Source organism: Streptomyces sp. NPDC018610 (genome assembly GCF_044391765.1).
Taxonomy (GTDB): Bacteria; Actinomycetota; Actinomycetes; order Streptomycetales; family Streptomycetaceae; genus Streptomyces.
In genome coordinates this window covers 370,490-392,340 of record NZ_JBISAL010000010.1, presented here as the reverse complement: position 1 = coordinate 392,340, position 21,851 = coordinate 370,490, and the positions used below count along the sequence as shown (strand labels likewise).

Sequence of the window (21,851 nt, the reverse complement as noted above, 5' to 3'; positions counted from 1 at the left end):
AACTCTGGGAATTGCCCGCAGCGGCGGACCGGTTGGTGCGGGTGCTCCGGCCGGTGCGGGCGGGCACGGGCTTCGACGAGCCATGGAGCAGATGCTCCGGATCATCCGCCCGGGCGTGGAGCCGCGGGGGAGCGGTCGCCGACGGAGCGGGACCTGGCGGACCGGCTCGAGGTGAGCCGTGTGACGCCGCGACGCCCGATGCCGGCTCGAGACAGCCGCCGAGCGTCCCGTCGTGCGGACCGTGACGCGAAGCTGACGCGGCGTCAGCTTCTGGTGTCGGTCAGGATGGCCGGGTCCGCCCCTGCCCGGCACTCCCCACTTCAGCGCGGTTCAGCAAATCGGAACAACAGACCCTGGAACGCACGATCGTGTGATGTGATGCCTTCCGCCCCTCGGGGGCGGACGCGCGGACACGGCGCGAAGCGATCGGGGACGCGACAGCGGGACGGGGACGCCATGTCGGAGGAGCGGGGCACTCCCGTGACGGCTACAGGAGCCCAGCCGTTGCCGACGCGCGCCCTGGCCCGGGAGTCAGGGCGGGCCCGGCAGTCGCTGACCGCCGGACAATGGCGCCCCACCGAAGCCGACGCCGAAGCGGTGGCCCGGGTCCTGGCCCGCCTCACCGCCCCGCTCCCCGTCCGTCGGGCCGACAGCGCACGGATGCGGGCCACGGACCGGGACCGACGGCTCCAGCGGATCTGGCGCACCTCGGTCCACCACCTCGACGCGGGCGCCGTCAGCGCGCCGGCCGCAGCCCTCCTGGCCGCCGTCGCCCGCGCCTTCCTGCCCTGGTACGCCGCCCCGACGCCGGCGCCCGCCGCCGCGGCCCCGCGCTACCCGGTCGCCCTGGACACGACGGCCGACGGCGTGCCCGTACTTCCGACCGAGGCGGGCGAAGCCCTGCTCCCCGGCCTGGCCGCCCTGTTCGCCGACCTGGCCGTCCCGCATCCGCGCGGAACCGCTGCGCTCACGCCCCCGGCCGTCCCCTGGGAGATCCGCCACGCGGGCCGGTTCCGGCGTTACGGCAGACCCGCCCCCGGCGTGTGGACGGCCGACACCTTCCGCTGCCCCGGGTGCGCACGCGCGGACGGGCCTTGGACCGTGTCCTGCGACTGGCGCCTGATCACACTGGGGTGCCCGTGCGGGGTGGTGACCGACGAGCACGGCCTCGCCTTCTCCGAAGTCTGGCTCCGCCTGCCGGACTCGTGACGCGATCACCACCCTGACGGCGTCCCCGGCGGTCGACCGGCAGCGGATCGCCTTCGGGACGACGGCCTCAGCGGTTGACCGACCGCATCCCCGCCTCGTCGTACCGCTCGCCCGCCGCCCGCGGCAGCTCCGCGTCGATGCGGGCCAGGTCCTCCTCGGTCAGCTCGATGCCGACCGCGGCGGCGTTCTGCTCCAGGTAGGTGCGGCGCTTGGTGCCCGGGATCGGCACCAGGTCCTCGCCCTGCGCCAGCACCCAGGCGATCGCGAGCTGGGCCGGGGTGACGTCCTTCTCGGCGGCGATCTCCTTGACCTTCGTCGCCAGCCGCAGGTTCGCCTCCAGGTTGGCGTCAGCGAAGCGGGGGTTGTCGCGGCGGAAGTCGTTCGCGTCCAGCTCGTCGGGGGAGCTGAAGCGGCCCGCCAGGAAGCCGCGGCCCAGCGGCGAGTACGGCACGAAGCCGATGCCCAGCTCCCGGCAGGCCGGCAGCACCTCGGCCTCCACGTCCCGCGTCCACAGCGAGTACTCGCTCTGCACGGCGGTGACGGGGTGCACGGCGTGCGCCCGCCGGATCGTCTCCGCGCTCGCCTCGCTCAGCCCGATGTGCCGCACCTTGCCCTCGGCGACCAGCTCGCCGAGCGCCCCGACCGTCTCCTCGATGGGCACGTCCGGGTCGACCCGGTGCTGGTAGTACAGGTCGATGTGGTCGGTGCCCAGCCGCTCCAGCGAGCCGTGGACGGAGCTGCGCACGTGCTCGGCCGAGCCGTCCTGGCGGCCGATGCTGCTCATGTCGCCCGGTACGGCGTCGTCCATCCGGTAGTTGAACTTGGTGGCGATGACGTACTCGTCGCGATGCCCCCGGATCGCCTCGCCGACCAGCGACTCGTTGGTGAGCGGCCCGTACAGCTGGGCGGTGTCGAGGAAGGTGATGCCGAGTTCGAGGGCCCGCCGGATGGTCGCGACGCCCTCGTCCTGGTCGGTGGTGCCGTAGAAGGCGGACATCCCCATGCATCCGAGCCCGATGGCCGATACCTGGAGGTCCCGCAGACTGCGCTCCTGCATGAGGGTCCTTTCCCGCGTTCTCGATCGTCGTCCGTCCGGCGCGAGGCCTTCTTCCATCTAGCGACGGTTTCCGCCTCCCGGCATCCCGTGTCATGCGGCCCGTGCGCCGCCCCGTCCACCGGACGTCTGCGACGCTACGAGCTGGAGCGCACTCTAAGTCAAGCCACCCCGCCCACGGGCGGGCAGGGCGTTCGCGCGGGAGCGGGATATCGCGTGGCGCCTGCCGCATGCCGGGCGTACGGACTCGTCAGCGGCGCAAGTGACGCCACCCTCCCGCACGTTGCCCAGACCGCTCGAGTTCACCCCGCCCTGCTCCGCCTTCGAGCAGTGGGAGGTCGAGGCCCAGGACGTGCTGGGCCGATACGGGGCCGACGCGGCCACGTCCTTCAGGGTCGGGTGACGCACGGCCCCGGCAGATCGACCTTCCCGCGGTCCTGGCCGCCCTGCCGACCGACGAAGCGGATGCGGCCGCCCTCATCGGCGACGGAGCGGACAGGATCGTCGGCGGTCTGAGGACGTACCTGCTGGGGCACTTCAACGCCTTGCGCGACTTCTGCCGCGATGCCGCGCGGCGGCGCCTTCTCCTCGTGCTGTGGTGGGACTGACCCGGCGCCCGTCGGTCGGCTCGAAGCAACACCCCGACCACCACCCGATCCTCTCCAGGGGAGCCGCGTGAGCGGGGGAGGAACCTGACGCGGGGCCGACGAAGCGTCACGTGGGCCGGCTGGTCGCCGGCCGGCGGGTCATGTGGGCAGGGTGACCGGGGTGTCCGGTTCGGGCGACGCTGAGGCGCCCGTGCGCAAGATGCCTTCGACGCCGTGCAGGAACGTCTCGCAGACCGGCGCCGGGTCGGACAGGCAGCCGGCTGCCATCGCGCCGTCCCGGAGCATGACGAAGTGCCGGCCCGCCGCGTCGGCGGGGGCGCAGCCGGCGTCTTCCAGCAGCTGGATGGCGGTTTCCAGGAACCATTGCCGATGGGCCAGCACGGCTCGGTGCACGGGGTGCGCCGGGTCGGGGTACTCGGCCGCCGCGTTCAGGAAGGCGCACCCGCGGAAGCCGGCGGACCGGATGCCCTCGGCGATGGACCGGCTCACGGCCCGTACCGCGTCGGCCGCCGGCAGGCCCTGCGCCCGGACGGCGGCCACCTGGCCCCGGATGCCGCGATCGGCCTGGTGGAGGTAGGAGAGGATCAACTCCTCCTTCCCCCTGAAATGCCGGTACAAGGTGGCGCGAGTGACCTGGGCCTCCGCGATGATCCGGTCCACGCCGACGGAGTGGATCCCCTCGGCGTAGAAGATCCGGGTCGCCGTGTCGAGCAGCCGCGCCCGTGCCTCGGACGTGCTCCCGCCCTCTGTGCCCGCACTCATGGCGGCCACTGTAGCAGCGAGTGGGGGAGAACGTTCGGTCTTGACAGGTGGAGAGGGACGCCATTGGATGATGAGGTAGACCGAACGTTCTCCCTCATGGCCCTCTCCTACCTTCCGCCGTCGCCGAAAGGACCCCTCGTGAACTCCTCCATCGCCGCCCCCACTCCTGTCGTGAGCGACACCGCGGCGCTGCGCCGCCTGTACTTCCTGCGCTTCGCGTTCGCCGCGGTGTGGGCCGCCCTCCTGTTCGCCTCGGCTCACGTCCTGAACCCCCTCAGTGCGACGCTGCTGGCGATCTACCCCTCGTTCGACGTGGCGTGCGCGGTGGTCGACGTCAGGTCCGCCAGGGCGAACCGCGGCCCCGTACGCGCTCTCTACGTGAACATCGCGCTCAGCGCCCTCACGGCTGCGGGTCTGGTCGCCGCCGCGACCTCGGGCATCCCGGCCGTCCTGCGGGTCTGGGGCGCCTGGGCCGTCACCGCCGGACTCGTGCAGCTGATCGTCGGCGTCCTGCGACGCGGGATGGCGGGACAGTGGCCGATGATCGCCAGCGGCGCCGTCTCCACGCTCGCCGGAGCCTCCTTCGTCGCCCAGGCCGGCAAGGACGACGCCTCCTTGAGCGCCCTGGCCGGCTACGCCTTCCTCGGCGGGGTCTTCTTCCTCGTCTCCGCACTCCGCCTGGGGCAGGCCGACGAGGCGGCCGACCGGCCCGCCTCTTGAGGCCGTCGTCGGCGCCGGTTCACCGCCGGCGCCCGTCGCCCGCGGTTGCCGGGCCCCGGGATACACTGCCCCGCTCCACCCCGACCGGAGGTCAACAGTGTTTCCCGCGCGCATACTTGCCGGCCCGCCGTTGGCCCTGGTGCTTGTCGCCCTGTCCGGCTGCTCTTCCTCCTGGGGCTGCACCGACACGACGACGGAGCGCGGTGAGGCCGGTGTCCGGGTGCGGGTCGAGGACATCTCCGGGCGGCTTCTCGATGTCACCGCCGAAATCGTCGACTGGCGCCTCGAGCCCCACCCGCAGGTGCCCTCCGAGGGCGACAAGGTCCATTTCCACTACCGCTTCGACGGCGCCTCCGACAGGTCCGGCCCCGCGGTGGACGCCTGCGCCGTCGACAAGGAGCGCCGGGCGCTGGGGTGCCAGACGGTCTATTCGTCCAGGGCGTGGCCCGAACCGGACGGCGCCCTCACGGGCGACGAGTACCTCACCGTCGAGCACCCCGAACAGGTCTCCGGGGTGCTGTTGATCCCCAATGACCAGTCCTACGACCGGCGAACCTGCGGGCAGGACGTCAAGGACGGCGGCGGGCCGCATCCTCCGGAGCCGGCCCGCGTGGGGGACCGGCTCTAGGCCGTCGTTTCAGTCGGCGAGCCGGCGGGGTCCCTCGCCCGGACGGCTCCGGCCGACGTCGCCCGGCCCCTGCGTGTGGACCAGCAGGGAGACCGCGTCGTCGATGAGGGAGTCACCGTCCTGCGGGGAGACACGGCGGCTGCCGACGAGGGATGCGATGCCTTGCATGATCGCGGCGAAGAGCATCGGCAGCCGGTGCGCGTCGTGGTGTCCGAGTTCTCCGGCCTCGATGCCGCGGTCGATCAGGTCGCCGACGGCTGCGAAGAGTCGTTGTGAGGCCGCGCGCAGTCCTTCGGGGGCGTCGCCGTTCTTCGCGGTGAACATGAGGTCCAGGAGCGCGGCGTCCGTGACGGCGAAGCGCACGTACGAGGTGGCGATGGCGCGGAGACGTTCCTTGTAGTCCGCGACGTCTGCGACGATCGCCGCTTCCACTTCATCGGCGAGGCGGTCGAAGCCCCGCTCGGCGAGCGCGTCGAGGAGCGCTTGCCGGTCGACGAAGTGGCTCCGCGGTGCGCCGTGACTGACACCGGCCTTCCGTGCCAGCTCGCGCAGCGACAGCGCGTCGACGCCGCCCTCGCGCAAGGTCCGCTCGGCCTGGTCCAGCAGGACGGCTCGTAGGTTGCCGTGATGGAAGGGCCTGTGGGTCGTCACTCCCTCAGTCTACCGTGAACTAGGCATTGCCTAGAAACTAGGCAGCGTCTAGTCTCGTTGTCATGACTCCCGACCTCTCAGGCAAGACAGTCATCGTGACCGGCGCGAACAGCGGAATCGGGCTCGCCACCGCCAAGGCCCTCGCCGGGTACGGCGCGCATGTCGTCTTCGCGGTGCGTGACACGGCGAAGGGTGCGAGCGCCGCCATGTCGGCGTCCGGCAGCACGGAGGTACGGCACCTGGACCTGGCCGACCTGGCGTCGGTCCGCCGTTTCGCCGCCGACTGGCGGCAGCCGATCCATCTGCTGGTCAACAACGCGGGCACCGCGGCTCCCGCCCTGGCCAGAACCGCCGACGGATTCGAGCTGCAATTCGGGACCAATCATCTCGGTCCGTTCGCCCTGACCAACCTGCTCCTGCCGCACGTCACCGGGCGAGTGGTCTCCGTGTCGTCACAGGCGGAGCGGCTGGGGCGGATCGACTTCGACGATCTCCACTGGGAACGCGCCCGTTACAAGGAGTCCAGCGCCTATGCGACATCGAAGCTCGCGAACGTGCTGTTCTCGTCCGAGCTGCAACGTCGGCTGCACGCCGCCGGATCGAAGGTGCTGGCCGTCACGGCCCACCCCGGCCTCGTCGCGACGAACATCTACGACCGGGCGACCGGGCTCGGGACGCGGCTGATGGTCCGACTGTTCGCGCAGAGCCCTGAGGAGGGCGCCCTGCCTGTGCTGCACGCCGCCACCGGCGACGTCCCCGGTGACAGCTTCATCGGACCGGAGCGCTGGATGCACATGCGCGGCGGTGCCGAACCGATCGGCCGGTCGAGGACCGCGCGGGACACGGGGGTCGCCCGACGGCTCTGGGACGCCTCGGAGAAGCTCACAGGCGTGTCGTTCGGCCTCTGACGGCCGGACTCGCATCGCCCTGGCCGTCGTTCTCCCCCGCGGTGATCGGCGTCGGCGGGACGGTCAGGTGCTCCAGGACGCCGGTGACGCGCAGCATGCGTTCCAGGAAGTCGGGCCGTCGGTCGAGGTGGAGAGCGGCGCCGGCGGCACCGGTGTGCCGGTGGATCATCAGCAGGGCCGACAGCCCGGAGGAGTCGATCCAGGTCAACTCGCCGAAGTCGAGACGTACATGGGACAGCTCGGCGCTGTCGCGGGTGAGATGGCCGACCACGGTGCTCACGAAGTCGTCGCAGGTGTCGTAGTCGAGTTCGCCTGCCACCCGCAGGGTCAGCGTGGGGGGCTCGGTCCGCGCGGTGACGGCGAATTCGGTCGAGGGCGGCTCGGTCATGCGGGTGAGGCGGGGCCGAGGACGGGTCCGCGGGCACGCTCGGCCAGGGCCGCGGCGCCCAGTTGGATCAGGGCGAGGGCGCGGGGGAAGTCGTGCAACTGCCCGGCCAGGATGTCCAGACCGGTGACGAGGGAGTGGGCGGGCACGTGCCGGGCGGTGAGGATGTCGGCGGTCCAGGTCAGGAACGTGCGGAAGAGTTCGGCGTCGTCGACGTAGAGGGCGGTGGCGAGGTAGTCGACGATGTACGCCAGGTCCTCGGCCGTGCGCTCGCGCTGGGCATCGGTGTAGGAGCGCATGGCGGGGAAGCGCTTCTCCAGGTCGACCAGGGTCTGTTTGACGAGTTGGCCCCGCGTCCGCGTGACCATCGTGTACTCCTGGTCGGCCAGGTGGGGGAGGTCGTCGACGACCTGGCGGATCGCGGCCGGACGCGGCCGGAGGACGCCTGCCTCCAGCACGTCGGCCGCGCCCCGGGCGTCCGCCGCCCAGGTGTCGGCGCCCAGGCAGCGGGCGTAGCGCCCGTCGGCGCCGAAGGCTCGGCCACCGGCCATGACGTGCACGCCCACGGCCTGGCAGGCGGTGATGGCCGCGTGGGCGGTCGGCAGATGGGTGGGGATCGACCCGGACAGCAGGACCGCGTCGGGAGCGGTGTGGTGCAGGTGGGCGATCAGGTGCTCGGTGGGGGTCTGGGCGCCCAGGTAGTCGACCTGCCAGCCGCGCAACCGCAGTGTCTCGGCGACGAGGCGGGCGGGGAAGGCGTGCCATTCGCCGTCCACGCAGCTCACGGTCACCCGGCCGCGGTGCGCGTCGACGGGCCGACGGTCCCGGCGGTGGGCGATGGCGGCCATGGCGCGTTCGTTGATCGCGGTGGCGGCGTGCTCCTGGGCCACCGTGAGCCGGCCGGCGGCCCACTCGACGCCGACCTTCTCCTGCACGGGGGCGATGATGTCCAGGAGCAGCGCCTCCTCGTCCGATCCGTCAGACAGCGCGTCAGCCAGGACGTCGACGGCGGTGTACTCCTCGCCGCGGACCACGGCCTGCCACAACAGGTCCCGGACCATCGCCGGCATCACCCGTTCCTCCCGCTCTTCTCGCCGTCGGCACGTTCCTCGACCACGGTCAGGGGCCCCGCCGCGGGCGCGCTGATCGCGACCACGGCCATGTCGTCGTGCCGGCCGGATCCCAGCCACTGGGCGGCGAGCATCTGCACCCGTTCCACCACCGCTTCCGCGGGCATTCCCGCGCACCCGGCCAGCGCCCTCTTCAAGCGGTGTTCCTCGAACAGCTCGTCGCCCAGCGGGCCACCGCGCGCCTCGGTGATGCCGTCCGTGTACAGCAGACACGTCTCACCGGGGTTCAGCACCGTCCGAACGGTGCGGGCGGACGCCACGGGCAACGCGCCGACCAACGTACCGCGGGTGGGCACCTCCTCCACGGTGCCGTCGGCGCGGATGATGAGCGGCGGCAGGTGGCCGGCGCTGGTCAGCCGCAGCTGGACCTGCTCCGCGCGGCGGCGCACGGAGGCCAGGACGAGGGTGGCGAAGCGTGTGTGGTGAGAGGCGAGCAGAGCGCCGTTGAGCAGGTCGAGTACCCGTTGGTGGTCGTCGGCCAAGGGCAGCAGGGCGTGCAGGGTGTTACGGATCTTTCCCGTGAGCACCGCGGCGTTCAGGCCCTTTCCCGCGACGTCCCCCAGCGCGACGAACGTCTCCTCCAAGGGGCCGGATCCGGGATGGACGTCGTAGAAGTCGCCTCCGACGCGTTCGTGGTCCCTGGCCGCGCGGTAGCTGCCGGCGTAGTCCACACCGTGTACGCGCGTCAGGGCGGGCGGCAGGAGTTCCCGCATCAGGGCGGCGGTGATCGTGGCCTGCTCGGTGTAGAGGCGGGCGGCGGAGAGGGCGGCGCCGGCCCGAGCGGCGAAGAGCCGGGCGAAGACCTCCTCGTCCTCGGTGAACACCTGCTCGGTGCTCGAGCGCAGCAGGATGAGGGTGCCCGCGGGCACCCCGTGCCCGGGCAGCGGGGTGACGATCACCGATCCCACCGGACCGGAGAAGCCGTCGGGGATCACCCAGTCGGGGATGTCGGCCGGATTCAGCCATCGCGCGGGAACCGGGGGGAAGCCCTGCAGGGCCTCGGTCAGACCGGGGACGCTGCGCGTATCGACCTGCCGCATGACCTGCGAGACCGGTTCGCCGCGCCGGGCGTAGGTCAGCGGGTGGCGCCGTCCCTGTGCCGGAGCGACGAGGACGGCGGCCTCCGCGAGGTGTTCCGCGGCCATCGCGGCGGTCACCTCCATGCAGCGCGGCACGTTCAGCGTCGACAGGAGCGTGGAGGAGGCCTCGGACAGTACGGCGGCCCGTTCCCGCGTCACCCTCAGGGCCGTCTCGGCCGAGCGGCGGTCGGTGTCGTCGACCAGCCACCACACCACGTCGCCGTCGTCGCAGACAGTGGGATGCGCTTGGAAGACCCGGTCGCCGACGCGTCCGACCAGAGGGCCGCCATCGCCGTCGTGCGACGCGGCGACGACGCGCCGGTGGGCGTCGCACAGCCAGGAGGGCGCCGCTTCACGCAGCCAGTCATGGCCGGGCGCCTGCGGCAGGAGCGCTCGGGCAGCCCCGTTGAGACGCACGAGACCGCCGTGCCGGTCGATCACCAGCACGGGACAGGGGGCGTCGTCCCACGTGGCGCCCACCGAGATGTCGGCACTGCGCGGACGGGCGGGTGAACCGCTGGAAGCAGACACAAACAGAGGCACGCAACCTGCGCACCTCACCACCTTTCTGTTCTGGGAAGGGCAAGACGTGCAGCAACCGTCCCGCAACCACCTCGGCGATGCAAGCCGCCCCCGGAACCCACATACGGCCATCACATCTGCCGCACGGCCCCGGCGACGCGGGAACGGGGGGAAAACTCCGGGGAAGGAGAACGGCTCGACACCCGCGGCGCGGCGCCTCAGTAGTCGATGCCCGCCAGGGACGCGGCGGTGAGATGGGGGGCGCTCTCCACCGACGGGCGACTCGCCATCGTGCACGAGACCTTCGCGTCGCGCACCCGCACCTCGCCGTCGGCTCGATCCAGGGTGAACAGGTGGCACTCGTCGACCGAGTCGGTGGAGGGCATGAAGACCGTGTTCCGGTACTCGACGCCGAGCCGGGCGAAGACGACGGCGTGCCCGCTGTTCTGGCTGACCACGCTCGGTGTGCTCAACTGCTGCGGGTCCGTGGGCAACCTGCCGCCGTCACGGAAGGTGTCCGCCAGCCGCTTCTTCATCGCGACCACGTCGGCTTCCAACTTCCTTCGGGCAGGCGCTTCCTCCCGGTGCTGCTGCACCTTGATGGCGATGACGACACCGATCACCACGACGACCGCGATGATCAGTACGGCGATGATCGCGCCGGTGAGCTTGCGGGCGGCTTTCATCGTTCCCTTCTCCGGTAGGCACATTCAGTGCATTCAGTGCATTCAGTGCATTCAATGCATTCGGCGCATGTGGCGATGCGGCGCCGCGGGCGGAGGGGCACCCGTGTGTCCCCTCCGCCCGCGCGCCCCCTAGTAGTAGCCGATGTTGGTCAGGACCTGCTCAAGGGCGGTCGCGTACAGCTGTGCCCCCTCCGCGTTGGGGTGGAACGACTCCATGCTGGCCGGTGATGTCACGGCCCACCAGGGATCCGACGCGATGTCGCTGGAGGGCGTCTTGGTGAAGCCGTGCAGCGCCTCGTCGTCGTCGCACAGCAGATGTCCGTCGAACTGGGGTGCGGGGTCGTAGAAGACGGCCTTGCCGCCCGTCGCGTCCGCACTCGTGGCCACAGCGTCCTGTTCGTCGGCGTTCAGGGCCGCGCCCCAGTCGTGCAGGGACGTCCTCTGGTCCGCCGAGAAGAGCGACGTGCACGCGTAGTCCGTGTTGTACAGCATCGGGTAGCCCAGCAGGACGATCTGCGCGTTGGGCGCCTCCGTGTGGACCTCCGCCAGGAACGCCTTGTCGTTGGCGGCGGCGGTGCTGAGGTAGCCCTGCACCGTGTCGTCGGACGGGCATCCGGTCACCGTGCAGTCCGTGAGGATCTTGCTGAAGTGCGCGTCGTCACCGCCGATGGTCATGGCGACCAGGGTGGTGTCGTCGTCGACGAACCCGGAGTACAGCTGGGGTATCTCCCCGTACTGACCGGACCGCGCCGCGTCCTCGGTCGTCGCTCCGCTGCAGGCCACCGAGTGGAAGTCCATGGAGGTGTCGGAAGCGTCCTCGCGAGCGCCGATGGAGCTCGATGTCCCGGGCAGGACGGTCTGGCGGATCCAGGACCTCTTAGAGCGCAGGCACGCGTCGAAGGTGGCCGGCTTGGTGGCGTCGTGGTCCAGGTGCGGGCCGGTGTCGGAGTTGGTGTAGTAGTCGCCGACGCCGGTACCGGAGGCGTAGGAGTCGCCGAGCTGGACGACCGTCTGCTTCGGCTTGCCGGGCAGCGCGGTGAAGGCCACGGAGTCCCAGGCGATGGTGTTGTCGGCGGTGGCGCCGAAGGCGAAGTTGGTCAGGGTCACACCCTGCCAGTCGCTTCCGGAGAAGTGCACCGCGCCGAGCGAGACCCAGGTGTTGGCCCGCAGATGGGCGTTGATGGTGCGGTTCGTGGTGCCGGACCCGGTGTGGATGGTGTAGATCGCCTGGTGGGCGGTCATCCCGGTGTCGGGGACGTGGACCCACACCCGTTGCCAGCCGTCCAGGTGCTGGCCGACCTTCCAGTCACCGGTGACCGCCATGAGGCCGCCGGTCTCCACGGGCGTGGAGAGGAACTGCTTGGCCGCGTTGCCGTCGGCGACGAACTCGCCGGTGGCGCTGTCGTACCAGGTGGCGCTCTGGTCGATGTCCCTCACGCCGGTGTCGATGGAGCGGGTGTGGGCGTACCAGAAGTGACCGCCGTAGCCCCCGCCGATCTGGTGGAGGTCTCCGCGGGCCTCGAAGTGGTTGTCGGAGTCCGCGAGGAAGGTGAACTGGAACGATCCGCTGTCCCCCTTGACCGAGCCGCAGTCGCTCCACGTGGGGGTGCCGTTCGGTACCGAGCTGACCACCACGGACCCGGACGGCAGACCGTCGGTGGTGCACACGGAGTTGCCGTAGTCCAGGTTGTAGCCGCGCCCCGGCTCACTGCGCAGCGTGTCGTACTTGAGGCTCTCGTGCCCGCAGGTGGTCGCGCAGTCGGGCTTCCAGGTGGCGTTCTGCGCGTTCCACCAGTGCAACTCGTCGCAGCCGTCGATGTGCTGGGTCTCGCACGGCGGGGGGTCGGTGACGTCGCAGGCGTTGTCGGTGTTGCAGAAGGTGTCGAGGGTCGGCTTGACCGCGCTGCGGTAGATGGCGTCCGTCCACCAGGCCGGACGGAAGCCGGCGGTGCTGTAACCGGCGTCCCCCTCGCGGTCCTGCTTGCCGTCGGTGTCGTAGGAGTAGCCGGTGTCGATGGACCAGGCGGCCCAGCCGAGCACCTTCTCCTGGTAGGGCCAGTCCTGCGGATGCGCCGCGTCGTGGTTGGCGTTCGCGTCCCGGTCGGTGTCCATGAACGGCAGGCGGTTGGGCGAGTAGATCGGGTTCGCCGGGTTGTTGTACCAGCCGAGACCCCAGTGGCCGTCGTGCTGGGACGCGTCGGCGAGGGTGTTGAGGCCGCTGTTGTAGTCCCACAGCGCGGCGAACCAGTTCTCGGGCGCCGAGGCCGAGTCGTTGTTGACGGTGATGGTCTGGCCGCCGCTGTGGATCTCGTTCCACTTGAGGGCGAGGATCCGCGCGGAGGCGGCCACGTTGACCGTGTAGTCCAGTGCGACGGCGCGCTGCACGTTCGGGTCCAGCAGGGTCTCACCGTCCTTCGCGTGTCCGGCGATGCGCATGCCGTCGGTGACCTGACCGACGCCGTAGCCGCAGTCGGACTTGTCCCAGTGGATCTCCCAGTACGCCATCGGGTTGTCCGGGTCCGCCACGTGACCGTAGAACCCGTTCGTCGACGCCAGCGGGTTGCCCATCTGGCCGGGAACGGCGCCGTTCTCGGCCTGCCACAGGTTCGACTCCTGGGCCATCACGCCCAGCAGGACCTGTGCCGGGATGCGGCCGCCGCCGGTGAGCTGCGGAAGCGGGAACAGGCTCTGCGGGTCGATCGTGCCGAGCCCGGTCTGGGACCGCCACCCTCCCTGCGTGATCCACCCGGAGCTCAGGTCGTCGCGCACGGCCATGTCGACGGCCCACTCCACCTGGTTCGGGGTGGGCTGCAGCGCCTGGGTGGCCGTGTCGTTGCGGGGAACCGAGCAGTAGCGGTCGGTGTCGACCGTGTCGTGGGAGATGCCGCTGGTGTCGGCCGCGGTCACGTCCATGGAGTGCGCGCCGGCCGACTTGCCGGCCTCGGTCCCGGCCGCCGTGCCGAGGGCCGGGGACGCGGCCTTGCCGGAGCCGTTCGAGGCGCCGGTGCCCTGAACGGACTGGGTGACCTTCTCGCCGGTGGCGGTCGCCGTCGCGGTCACCGTGGTGTCCTGCGATGCGGCGTCCTGTCCGGGCACCGTCGCGGTGGTGGGCCCGTTCGTGTTCTTGGTGAAGTGACGGCCCGCGTCGGCGATCCGCTGCAGACCGGCGCGCACGCCCGGCGTCAGGACGGTGGAGACGGCCAGGCGCCCGGCGCTGGAGACGGTGGTGTCGGCGGGTGCGTCGAGCCGGGTGAGACCGGCCGGCAGGTGTGTCTCGCCGGTGGGCTCGCCGGTGAGGAAGACCTTCGGGCCGGTGCCCTGACCGAGGCCGATGCCGCCGAGCTTCCCGGTGGCCACGGTGTTCACGTGTCCGGAGTCGAGGACCCTGGCCCGGCTGGTGGACTTCTCGTGGTCGAGGAAGGCGATCCGGCCCTTGTCGGCGACGTGGATCTCGTAGGGCACCCCGTCGGTCGAGGCGAGGTTCTTCACCGCACCCTTCCGGCCGATGTGCACGAGGTGGTCCCCGCGGGCGGCCACGGAGCCGTCCCGCACGGGGACGGCCGAGGTGACCTGCCCGGCCACCACCGCGGCGTCGACCTGCTTGCCCGCCGTGTCGACGGTGACCAGACGGGTCTTGTCATCCCTGAGCACGGTGAACGAGGCCTTGTGCAGGGCCGGGTTGCACGCGGGGGAGAAGTAGGCCAGCGACGCGGTGAAGGGCAGTTTGGTGACGTGTCCGGAGTCGAGGTCGACGATGGCGGTGAACGCGCCGCGCTCCATCAGGTCCTGACGGTTCGTGAACGTGCGCGGTGCGTAGGCGACGGCGGCGTGCGCGTGGTCCATCACGCACTCGTTGCCGATCCAGGTGTCGGCCTGCATGCCGGGCTCCGAGAGCACCGCCGCGGTCTTCCAGGTGTAGGTGCTGCGGCTGTCCGCCACGAGCAGGTGAACGCCGTCGGTGTCGGCGGCGAGGGTGACAGCCCGGTCACCCGAGGTCTTCCAGCCACGGCCCAGTGTCTTGTCCGGGTCGGCGATGCGCGGGGGCGCCGCTTCACCGCCTGTCTGACGGTGCCCGGACGAGGCGGTGGCTGGTGCGGCACTGGCGGGTGCGGCGTGTATGAGGCCGCAGGCCAGCGCCGCGCATGCCGCTGCCGTAGAGAGCGCTTGCACACGTCTGAAACGTTTCACTCCTGCACTCCTGATAGATCGGACAATGGCGCGGTGAGCCGGACTGTTCGGACACGGGCGGTCCTGCCGCTTCGGTGATGCGGACACGGATGTCCCGGACCGGTGCGCCGTCACGGCTCCCGACGTCGGTCTTCGTGCTCACCGTGGCATTACGGCGGCGGCATTCCGGAACTGGAGACAGGGGAACTCCGAGGGCGATTCCGGCATCGCTCGCCCCCGGTGACGATCACCGTGATCCCGAAGTCGTACGGTTTGCCGTCGTCGTCATGACGGTCAGGTGAACGGCACGGTCAGCACGTGATACGGACGCTGCTGCGGCGCGTACGCGGTCACATTCCCGCCCGTGGCGTATGCGACAGCGTGCCCGGAGCGGGACTGCGAGGGGCTGAGCGTATCGCCTTCACGCGCACAGGTATGCGCCTCATCAGATGGATTCCTCTCCCCCTTCCGGCCGTCGGACTCGACGACCGGATGTGTACTGCCCATCTCCCCGCGGCACCCCGCTGCGGCCTGATGTGCGATGACCGCGGGGGCGTTTGAATTGCGGGCGGCGACGAACCTAACAGGTAGATGCAGAGCGCATCCTTGATAGGCCGGGGAGGCTTTCAAGATAAACCCCGGGAGATCCCAAGGGCACCCCAAAGTACGTCACTTGAGGCTTCGGCCGGAGCGATCTGATATCGCCCTTCCGGAACATTTGCCCTGTGCGGAGCCGCGGTGGTCAAGGTCGGCCGGTCTTCTCGGTCACCGCGATATTTTCCCAAGCCATGAAAGAAGAAGTGGATCGATGATGCGGAACCGCACAACAAGGAATGATGTGTGACTACTCAGGTTGAACCCGCCTCGTCGTGGGCGCCGACGGGCCGGTCAACTCGGCCCGGCCGGAGGCACGCTGGAGCGGCCGCCGCCCAACGCCTCCGGCCGACGGGGCTATTACGGCGTAATAACGCGCGTCTCTCACCTGCCCCCGGCCGTGTCCGGGCCGCCGTGCCTCCGGAAGACGTCGGAGCACCACGTCCTGTCCGACCGGATCGGGGCCGGCCGGATCGGGGCCGGCCGGATCAGGGTCGGCCGGTTCAGGCGGTGGGCACCACCGGCAGGTCCGCCGGGGCGGGGGCCAGGTCGAGCGCGTGCAGCCGGTCCCAGTGCCGGCGCAGCACGTCCCGGGGCGCACCGTTGGACGCGGCGGTGGGTTCGGAGAGGACCAACTGGAGCTCGCCCACCACGTCCTGGCCCGCGGCGAGGGAGCGGGGGGCCGAGAGGGGGTGGTGACGCGCCCACCAGCGTGCGGCGACAACGGCTCCCACGGTGGCTGCGGCCGTGATGATGAGGGCGTCGCGTGGCGTGGCCGACTGCATGACAGATCCTTTCGACAGCGGTGGGCGAGCCCCTGCGCACACCGACAAGTCTCCCCGCCCGGCGGATTCATGCCTCCGGGGGCGGGGAAGGGGGGCGGATAGGGGAGACGGGTTCATCTCGGCGCTTTCGACGGCCAGTTGGTGAGGTGGCCGGAATCCGGGTGCTTTGGCAGGATCGCCCTGTCCCAGGGCGGTCCGTCGTGGCGGTCGCCGGTCCCCGGCAAGACTGATGAGGAGCGTTGATGCCCGAGCAGCACCAAGAGGCCGATCCGCGGATTCCTTGGCGTTTCGGCGCCCAGCTCCTCCCGCCCCTGACGGGAGGAGCGCTCAAGAGCGTGGTGTGCGCTCTGGTGGAGGGGCGGCCCATGGCGCTCACCCTTGGCGAGGACTCCTCGGCCCGACTCTGGGACATGCGCGATCACCGGCAGGTGGGCCCTCCCCTCGCGCCCGCGACCACGCGCCCCGTGTGGGGCGTTGCCTACGGGACGCTTGGACAACGGTCCGTCGCGGTCCTGGTCGGCGGCGGGGTGTGGGTGTGGGACCTGACCGAGCGGCGGCAGATCGGCGAAGCCGAGGTGCGCCCCTACCCGTCGGACAGACGGGCCGGCAGCGGACAGCGGGCTGTCGCCTGCACCCGGTCGGACGGGCGGCTCGTGGCGGTGACCGGCGGATATGACACCACCGTCCGCATATGGGACGTCGCCACGGCAGAGCAGCTGGGCGACCCGCTGTGCGGCCACACCGATGTGATCAGATCCGTGGCCTGCGGGGTGCTGCACGGCCGTCCGGTCGCCCTGACCGCGGCCGAGGACGGAACCGTGCGGATCTGGGACCTTCGGCGGCGTCGGCAGATCGGCCCACCGCTGACCGGTCACACCGGCCCCGTCTCGGCGGTGGCCTACGGGCTGCTCGACGGGAGGCCGATCGCGGTCTCCGGCGGTAGAGACCGCACGCTGCGCCTGTGGGACCTCACGGCTCCCCGCCCGGTGGGGACGCCGCTCCACGGCCATGCCGACGCGGTGAACGCCGTGGCACTGACCACGGTGGCCGGCCGGACGGTCGCCGTCAGCGGCGGCGAGGACGTGCGGGTGTGGGACCTGCACGGTCGCCACCAGGCCGGACCGCCCCTGTTCGACGGCCGCGACGGCAGGATCGTCACCTCGCTGGCCTGCGGCACGGTGCACGGTCGCCCCCTGGCGTTGGCGGTGTACAGCTGCCGGCGGGCGCGGGTGTGGGATCTGCGGGAGCACCGCCGGATCGGTGCCGACGTGCCCGTCCGACACGCCGCCCGGCTGCCGACGAGCTGGACCGACCCGGCCACCGGAGACGCCTACGACCTCACCCGCCCGCTTGTGGACCGGGACGGCGACCCGTGGGACGTCATCGACTACGACGGCATCGAGCCGATCGTCTCCCAGCGTCCCGTGGGACTCGACGTGACGTTCGGCATCGCCGACGCACACGCCCGATACGGCTTCGACGAGGTGGTCACCCCCGCCCCGGGGCACGAGGCACGGCGCCCCGGGCATCCCGTGCGGACGCCCTTCCCGTCGAGTCGAGGGGGAGAGTGACCGATGGCCGACGCAGTGGTCCTCGACGGAGTGCTGACCCGCCTCGTCCCGACGACCGAGGACGATCTGGACCTGCTGGCCGCATGGTTCGCTTCCCCCGGCTTCGTCGAGCACTGGGACGGCGTACCGAAAACGCGTGACGAGGTCGCCGAGAAGTACATCGGGCGGCGCCGGCCACGGGTGGAGTCCTTCCTCGTCCTGGCACGGGGCACACCGGTGGGCTACGCGCAGTACTGGCACGCCGGAGCGGCGGAGGGCGGCATCGACATGGTGCTGGTGCCGGAGGCGCGGGGCCGGGGCCTGGGACCGGACGCCGCTCGCGCTCTCCTCGCACACCTGGGCGGGAACCTTGGATGGCGGCGGGTGACGGTCGATCCCGAGAGAGGCAACGTGCGGGCGGTGCGCGCCTGGGAGAAGGCCGGCTTCCGCGAGGTGTCCGGCGAAGGTGAGAACCTCCTCATGGAACTCAGCTTCTCCGGGAGCCGGTAGGGCTGACCCCCGAGCGTGGAGAGGAACACCTGGGCGCCCGAGCCCGGCCCGCTGACCGCGCCGTGACACGTGGCCGGTACCCCTCACCCGTGCCGGGGCGCCGCTGGGCCTCCCTCCACCGGCCTGGGCGGGCGGGAGCCCGGTCCCCGGGTGCGCCGGGCAGGGGGAGGCGGTGCGTCAGCCGAGCAGCGAGGCGTCGGGAACCGGGATGTCGGGTGCGGTCCAGCCGGCCAGGACCCGCAGGGCCTGGGCGGTCTCGGATCCCGGTTCGACGTTGTAGACGCACAGGGTCTGGTCCGCGTCGCCGGGGGCCTGGAACGACTCGTAGGAGAACTGCAGGTCTCCGACGAGAGGGTGGTGGTAGCGCTTGGTCCCGTGGGTGCGGCGCAGCACGCGATGGTCGTTCCACCAGGCGGTGAACTCGTGGCAGCGCAGGGTGAGTTCGCCGACGAGGTCGGCGAGCCGTCGGTCGTCGGGGTAGCGGCCCGCCTCCAGCCGGAGCATGGCCACCGTCTCCGAGGCGATCCTCTCCCAGTCGCCGACGCGGTCGCGGGCCTGGGGGTCCAGGAGGTAGTAGCGGGCCAGATTCCGGTGCGGGGCGGGCAGGGCCTCGAAGTCGGTGAGGACGGCCCGGGCCAGCCGGTTGGAGGCCAGCACGTCGGTGCGCCGGCCCAGGACGAAGGCCGGCACGTGGTGGAGGGTCTCCAGCATCAGGCGCAGGCCCGGCCGGACCCGCTGGGCCCTGGCCGGCGCACGGCGTGCGGTCCGGGCGGAGGACCGCAGGAGGTCCGTGAGGTGTCGCGTTCGGTCTCGTCCAGTCGCAGTGCGCGGGCGATCGCCTCCACGACCTCCGGGGAAGGGTTGGCCGCCCGTCCCTGCTCCAGGCGCGTGTAGTACTCGGTGCTGACACCTGCCAGACGGGCCGCCTCGTCCCTGCGCAGGCCGGGTACGCGGCGGACACGCCCGTCGGAGGGCAGTCCGGTCGCTTCCGGGGTGATGCGCGCGCGCCGCGAGCGCAGGAAGCCGGAGATCTCCTTCATGCGGTCCATGGTTCCAGTGTGGGCGCGTCAGTGGCGTCGTGACTGCGCCGAGGTGGTCCTGCGGGTACCTGTTTCGGCAGGGCCAGTCATGGCGTCCCGAGGGACTCGCGCGGGTGGTGTGCTGGATCCGCGGCCGACAGCACCGGCCGCGATCCCACCCCCTTCGTCCCTTGGAAGGTACGCATCATGTCCCTGAACCCCACGTCCCAGCCGCTGTCCGGCCGCGTCGCGGTCGTCACCGGCGCCTCCAGCGGCATCGGTGAGGCGTCCGCCGAGCGACTGGCGCTGCTGGGCGCCCGCGTCGTCGTCCTGGCCCGGCGTGCCGACCGGCTGGCGGACCTCGTCGCCCGCATCGAGAAGAACGGCGGCAGCGCGCTGGCGGTCGCCGCCGACGTGACCGACGCCGCCGCTCTGCGGGGCGCCGCTGACCGGGTGCGGGCCGAGTTCGGCGGTGCCGATCTGCTCCTGAACAACGCCGGCGTGATGTTGCCGGCTCCGATCGAGGAGCTTGCGACGGACCAGTGGAAGCACCAGATCGACCTGAACATCACCGGACTGATGAACGCGATCGGCGCGTTCACCCGGCAGTTGGTCGAGTCCGCCGCCGAACGCGGTGTGGCCGACCTGATCAACACCTCGTCGATCGCGGCGCGGAACATCTTCCCGAACTTCGCGGTCTACTCCGGCACGAAGGCGTACGTCACCCACCTCTCCCGTCACCTCCGGGCCGAGCTGGGCGCGAAGAACGTGCGTGTGTCGGCGATCGAGCCGGGCATCGTCGGCACCGAGCTGCAGAGCCACGTCACCGACCGGGGCGCTCAGGACTGGCTGGCCGGCTCGAAGGAGAGCATGGAGTGGCTCACGGCGCGGGACATCGCGGAGACCGTGGGCTTCATCGCCGCACTGCCGCCGCGAGTGAACCTCCAGCAGGTCACCATCATGCCCACCGGCCAGGCCGCCTGACCGACGGCCCGGCCGCGCGGGCTCGCCGCCGAGCTGCTCGGCCCGTGCGGCCCGCTGCCGGGCACCGTGTGCGGAACCATCTGGTCGCCGACCGGGGAGCGTGTGCCGCTTCCGCGGACGGCCCTCGGAGCCGGGTTTGGGCACGTGCCGTGACTACCGCTGTTTCCACTGCTCCTCGGTGATCTCGTACCGCACGCCTCCGTGCTCGGAGCCCTCGACCGCCATCATGTCGGAAGGGACGGGGATGGCCTCGGCGAGCGTCATCCCGAGCTTCTCCATGACGTTGCGGGAACCGCGGTTCACGGACATCGTCTCGGCCCAGACCACGCGGACGCCGAGTTCCGTGAACGCTTTGCCCAGCAAGGCCCGCGAGCCCTCGGTGGCATAGCCCTTGCCCCAGGCCGACTGCCGCAGCCGGTAGCCGAGTTCGACCTCGTCCAGCGGGCCCTCCGCCTCGGGACGCAGGATGAACCAGCCGATGAACGCGCCGCCGTCCTTCTCGTGCGCGGCGAACAGTCCGAGGTCGCCGTTCCACTTCTCGTAGCCGGCGAGGATGTTGGGGAGGTGGCGCTCGCGGATGACCTCTGGCGGCGTCGGATCACCGCCGGACAGGTAGCGCATCACCGCCGGGTCGCTGTCCAGCTCTGTCAGCAGGTCCGCGTCGTCGGCGGTGAACCGGCGCAGGACCAGGCGTTCGGTCTCCAGGTAGGTGTCCACCGGCCGATCATGCCCGAAGCGAGTCGGGCCGCCCAAGCGGTTTTCCTCCCCGACCCGGAGCGAACAACCGCCGCCCCCACCCTGGCCGGGCCACCCAAGACGCGGCCTGGCCGACGACGACTTCGCCGCGCTGACGGCCCGCCGGCCGCGGCCCGCCCTCCCCATGGCCGAAGCCTGGTCCGCCCCACGCGGGTGGTGGGTGTGGACGGCGACGCAACGGCTCTGGTCGTCAGGCGGCGATGGCGTCTTCTCGACAGGGTACGGACGGTGCTGAGTCGGTCCGTCGGCTTCTTCCCGTCCGTGCCGCCTTCCATCAGCCGCGTTCGAAGCAGTGTGAGCGGCCGATGACGCGGAAGCCGCGGCGCTCGTACCACTGGCGCGGCCAGTCCGACGCATCGGCGGTGAGGAACCGCGTGCCACAGCCCTCATCGGCGGCCAGGCGCAGGGCGGTGGTCAGGACGGCGTCCGCGTAACCGCGCCTGAGATGGGCCTCGGCGGTGATCAGGTCCTCGATCTGGGCCGTGCCCGTTGCCGGGTCCGCGTAGAGGTCGGCCCATGAGGCGACCTCGCCTTCGTCGGTGGGAGCACCGACGAAGCGGACGATGTCGGCCCCGCGCCGACGAGCCTCGCGTCGGTCGACGAGGTGGCGTACGACCTCGTCCTCGACGTCAGGAAGGAGGCCAAGCCAACGGCGGGTGAGCGGAGCACGTATGGCGTCGAGGTCCACCTCGACCGCGGAACGGCCTGTCGGCACCGGGCCCGTGTGCAGCATCACCAGGTGGACGGAGTGGTCGTATCCAGCCCGTGCCAGCGGCTCCGCGCACGCCCTTCCGACCGCGTCGTCGAGTACGGAGATCAGCCGGTGCGGGAGATGGCCCAGTGCTTCCTCGGCGATGCCGGGCAGCGTCTTCGGGGCTACGGCCGTATCGATGACGACCTGGTTGTTCGCGCGGGAATGGTGAAACTCGTCGTCATACACGGCGAATCCGCCGGGGAGGTCGAGGACGCGGGCGGCCTGGCGGCGGGCGAAGGCGGTCAAGAAGGCGTTGACACCCTGGAGTTCTGAGCTCGAGCTCGGCATGAAGGGAGCCTATGCAGCGACGACCTCGGCCGCCTTCGAATTGTCCCGCGTGCGGAACGCCGCGTACCGGACACGCCCCGGACCCCGTCGGCCGTCCGGCCA

General features: G+C 71.2%; 20 protein-coding genes. 7 read left to right on the top strand and 13 right to left on the bottom strand.

The genetic code is table 11. The features are described 5' to 3' along the window. Positions 1 to 480 precede the first annotated feature (480 nt). A complete protein-coding gene (locus ACH5A8_RS26420; RefSeq protein ID WP_399005910.1) occupies positions 481 to 1,209 on the top strand; it encodes a hypothetical protein in 729 nt (242 codons plus the stop codon). A 67-nt stretch (positions 1,210 to 1,276) separates the two neighbouring features. Here the strand turns inward: ACH5A8_RS26420 and ACH5A8_RS26415 are convergent, their stop codons facing one another. Further along, on the bottom strand, positions 1,277 to 2,266 hold the full coding sequence (locus ACH5A8_RS26415) for an aldo/keto reductase (RefSeq protein WP_399005908.1): 990 nt from the start codon (positions 2,264 to 2,266) through the stop codon (positions 1,277 to 1,279). Between the two features lie 743 nt (positions 2,267 to 3,009). Then, positions 3,010 to 3,633: a TetR/AcrR family transcriptional regulator gene (locus ACH5A8_RS26410; RefSeq protein WP_399005907.1), complete on the bottom strand. Its 624-nt coding sequence runs from the start codon at positions 3,631 to 3,633 to the stop codon at positions 3,010 to 3,012. Positions 3,634 to 3,771: 138 nt separating this feature from the next. Between ACH5A8_RS26410 and ACH5A8_RS26405 the strand changes: the two genes are divergently transcribed. Together ACH5A8_RS26405 and ACH5A8_RS26400 are read left to right on the top strand one after the other, a co-directional pair. Next, positions 3,772 to 4,353, top strand: coding sequence for a hypothetical protein (locus ACH5A8_RS26405; protein WP_399005905.1), 582 nt, complete (start codon positions 3,772 to 3,774; stop codon positions 4,351 to 4,353). A gap of 97 nt (positions 4,354 to 4,450) precedes the next feature. Continuing rightward, positions 4,451 to 4,981 (top strand): hypothetical protein, encoded by a 531-nt coding sequence (locus ACH5A8_RS26400; RefSeq protein ID WP_399005904.1) that lies wholly within the window; start codon positions 4,451 to 4,453, stop codon positions 4,979 to 4,981. A 9-nt stretch (positions 4,982 to 4,990) separates the two neighbouring features. On the opposite strand, the gene ACH5A8_RS26395 is transcribed toward ACH5A8_RS26400, so the two are convergent. Further along, a complete protein-coding gene (locus ACH5A8_RS26395) occupies positions 4,991 to 5,632 on the bottom strand; it encodes a TetR/AcrR family transcriptional regulator (RefSeq protein WP_399005902.1) in 642 nt (213 codons plus the stop codon). 62 nt (positions 5,633 to 5,694) lie between these two features. On the opposite strand from ACH5A8_RS26395, the gene ACH5A8_RS26390 reads away from it, so the two are divergent. Then, positions 5,695 to 6,540: an oxidoreductase gene (locus ACH5A8_RS26390; protein ID WP_399005900.1), complete on the top strand. Its 846-nt coding sequence runs from the start codon at positions 5,695 to 5,697 to the stop codon at positions 6,538 to 6,540. Here ACH5A8_RS26390 and ACH5A8_RS26385 read toward each other — a convergent pair. The 6 genes from ACH5A8_RS26385 to ACH5A8_RS26360 form a co-directional block, all read right to left on the bottom strand. Next, the gene (locus tag ACH5A8_RS26385) at positions 6,515 to 6,928 is read right to left on the bottom strand and encodes an STAS domain-containing protein (RefSeq protein ID WP_399005898.1); all 414 of its coding nucleotides are present in this window, start codon (positions 6,926 to 6,928) and stop codon (positions 6,515 to 6,517) included. The genes ACH5A8_RS26390 and ACH5A8_RS26385 overlap by 26 nt on opposite strands. Next, positions 6,925 to 7,995, bottom strand: a complete 1,071-nt coding sequence (locus ACH5A8_RS26380) for a B12-binding domain-containing protein (protein ID WP_399005896.1) — start codon at positions 7,993 to 7,995, stop codon at positions 6,925 to 6,927. Before ACH5A8_RS26380 ends, ACH5A8_RS26385 begins: the two co-directional genes overlap by 4 nt. Then, on the bottom strand, positions 7,995 to 9,665 hold the full coding sequence (locus ACH5A8_RS26375) for a PP2C family protein-serine/threonine phosphatase (RefSeq protein ID WP_399005952.1): 1,671 nt from the start codon (positions 9,663 to 9,665) through the stop codon (positions 7,995 to 7,997). Before ACH5A8_RS26375 ends, ACH5A8_RS26380 begins: the two co-directional genes overlap by 1 nt. 209 nt (positions 9,666 to 9,874) lie before the next feature. Then, the gene (locus ACH5A8_RS26370) at positions 9,875 to 10,342 is read right to left on the bottom strand and encodes a hypothetical protein (protein WP_399005894.1); all 468 of its coding nucleotides are present in this window, start codon (positions 10,340 to 10,342) and stop codon (positions 9,875 to 9,877) included. A gap of 129 nt (positions 10,343 to 10,471) precedes the next feature. After that, the gene (locus ACH5A8_RS26365) at positions 10,472 to 14,512 is read right to left on the bottom strand and encodes an SGNH/GDSL hydrolase family protein (protein WP_399005892.1); all 4,041 of its coding nucleotides are present in this window, start codon (positions 14,510 to 14,512) and stop codon (positions 10,472 to 10,474) included. A 1,094-nt stretch (positions 14,513 to 15,606) separates the two neighbouring features. Continuing rightward, positions 15,607 to 15,888, bottom strand: coding sequence for a hypothetical protein (locus ACH5A8_RS26360; RefSeq protein WP_399005890.1), 282 nt, complete (start codon positions 15,886 to 15,888; stop codon positions 15,607 to 15,609). 242 nt (positions 15,889 to 16,130) lie between these two features. On the opposite strand from ACH5A8_RS26360, the gene ACH5A8_RS26355 reads away from it, so the two are divergent. Together ACH5A8_RS26355 and ACH5A8_RS26350 are read left to right on the top strand one after the other, a co-directional pair. After that, positions 16,131 to 17,459, top strand: a complete 1,329-nt coding sequence (locus ACH5A8_RS26355) for a hypothetical protein (protein WP_399005888.1) — start codon at positions 16,131 to 16,133, stop codon at positions 17,457 to 17,459. A 3-nt stretch (positions 17,460 to 17,462) separates the two neighbouring features. After that, positions 17,463 to 17,948 (top strand): GNAT family N-acetyltransferase, encoded by a 486-nt coding sequence (locus ACH5A8_RS26350; RefSeq protein ID WP_399005886.1) that lies wholly within the window; start codon positions 17,463 to 17,465, stop codon positions 17,946 to 17,948. Positions 17,949 to 18,125: 177 nt separating this feature from the next. Here the strand turns inward: ACH5A8_RS26350 and ACH5A8_RS26345 are convergent, their stop codons facing one another. Both ACH5A8_RS26345 and ACH5A8_RS26340 read right to left on the bottom strand, forming a co-directional pair. Continuing rightward, positions 18,126 to 18,659 (bottom strand): hypothetical protein, encoded by a 534-nt coding sequence (locus ACH5A8_RS26345; RefSeq protein ID WP_399005884.1) that lies wholly within the window; start codon positions 18,657 to 18,659, stop codon positions 18,126 to 18,128. Next, entirely contained in the window at positions 18,659 to 18,997 is a 339-nt protein-coding gene (locus tag ACH5A8_RS26340) for a helix-turn-helix domain-containing protein (protein ID WP_399005882.1), read from the bottom strand. Before ACH5A8_RS26340 ends, ACH5A8_RS26345 begins: the two co-directional genes overlap by 1 nt. Before the next feature lie 177 nt (positions 18,998 to 19,174). On the opposite strand from ACH5A8_RS26340, the gene ACH5A8_RS26335 reads away from it, so the two are divergent. Continuing rightward, positions 19,175 to 19,951 (top strand): SDR family oxidoreductase, encoded by a 777-nt coding sequence (locus ACH5A8_RS26335; RefSeq protein ID WP_399005880.1) that lies wholly within the window; start codon positions 19,175 to 19,177, stop codon positions 19,949 to 19,951. Between the two features lie 153 nt (positions 19,952 to 20,104). Here the strand turns inward: ACH5A8_RS26335 and ACH5A8_RS26330 are convergent, their stop codons facing one another. Together ACH5A8_RS26330 and ACH5A8_RS26325 are read right to left on the bottom strand one after the other, a co-directional pair. Further along, entirely contained in the window at positions 20,105 to 20,668 is a 564-nt protein-coding gene (locus tag ACH5A8_RS26330; protein ID WP_399005878.1) for a GNAT family N-acetyltransferase, read from the bottom strand. 313 nt (positions 20,669 to 20,981) lie between these two features. Then, positions 20,982 to 21,749, bottom strand: a complete 768-nt coding sequence (locus ACH5A8_RS26325; RefSeq protein ID WP_399005876.1) for a GNAT family N-acetyltransferase — start codon at positions 21,747 to 21,749, stop codon at positions 20,982 to 20,984. Positions 21,750 to 21,851 lie beyond the last annotated feature (102 nt).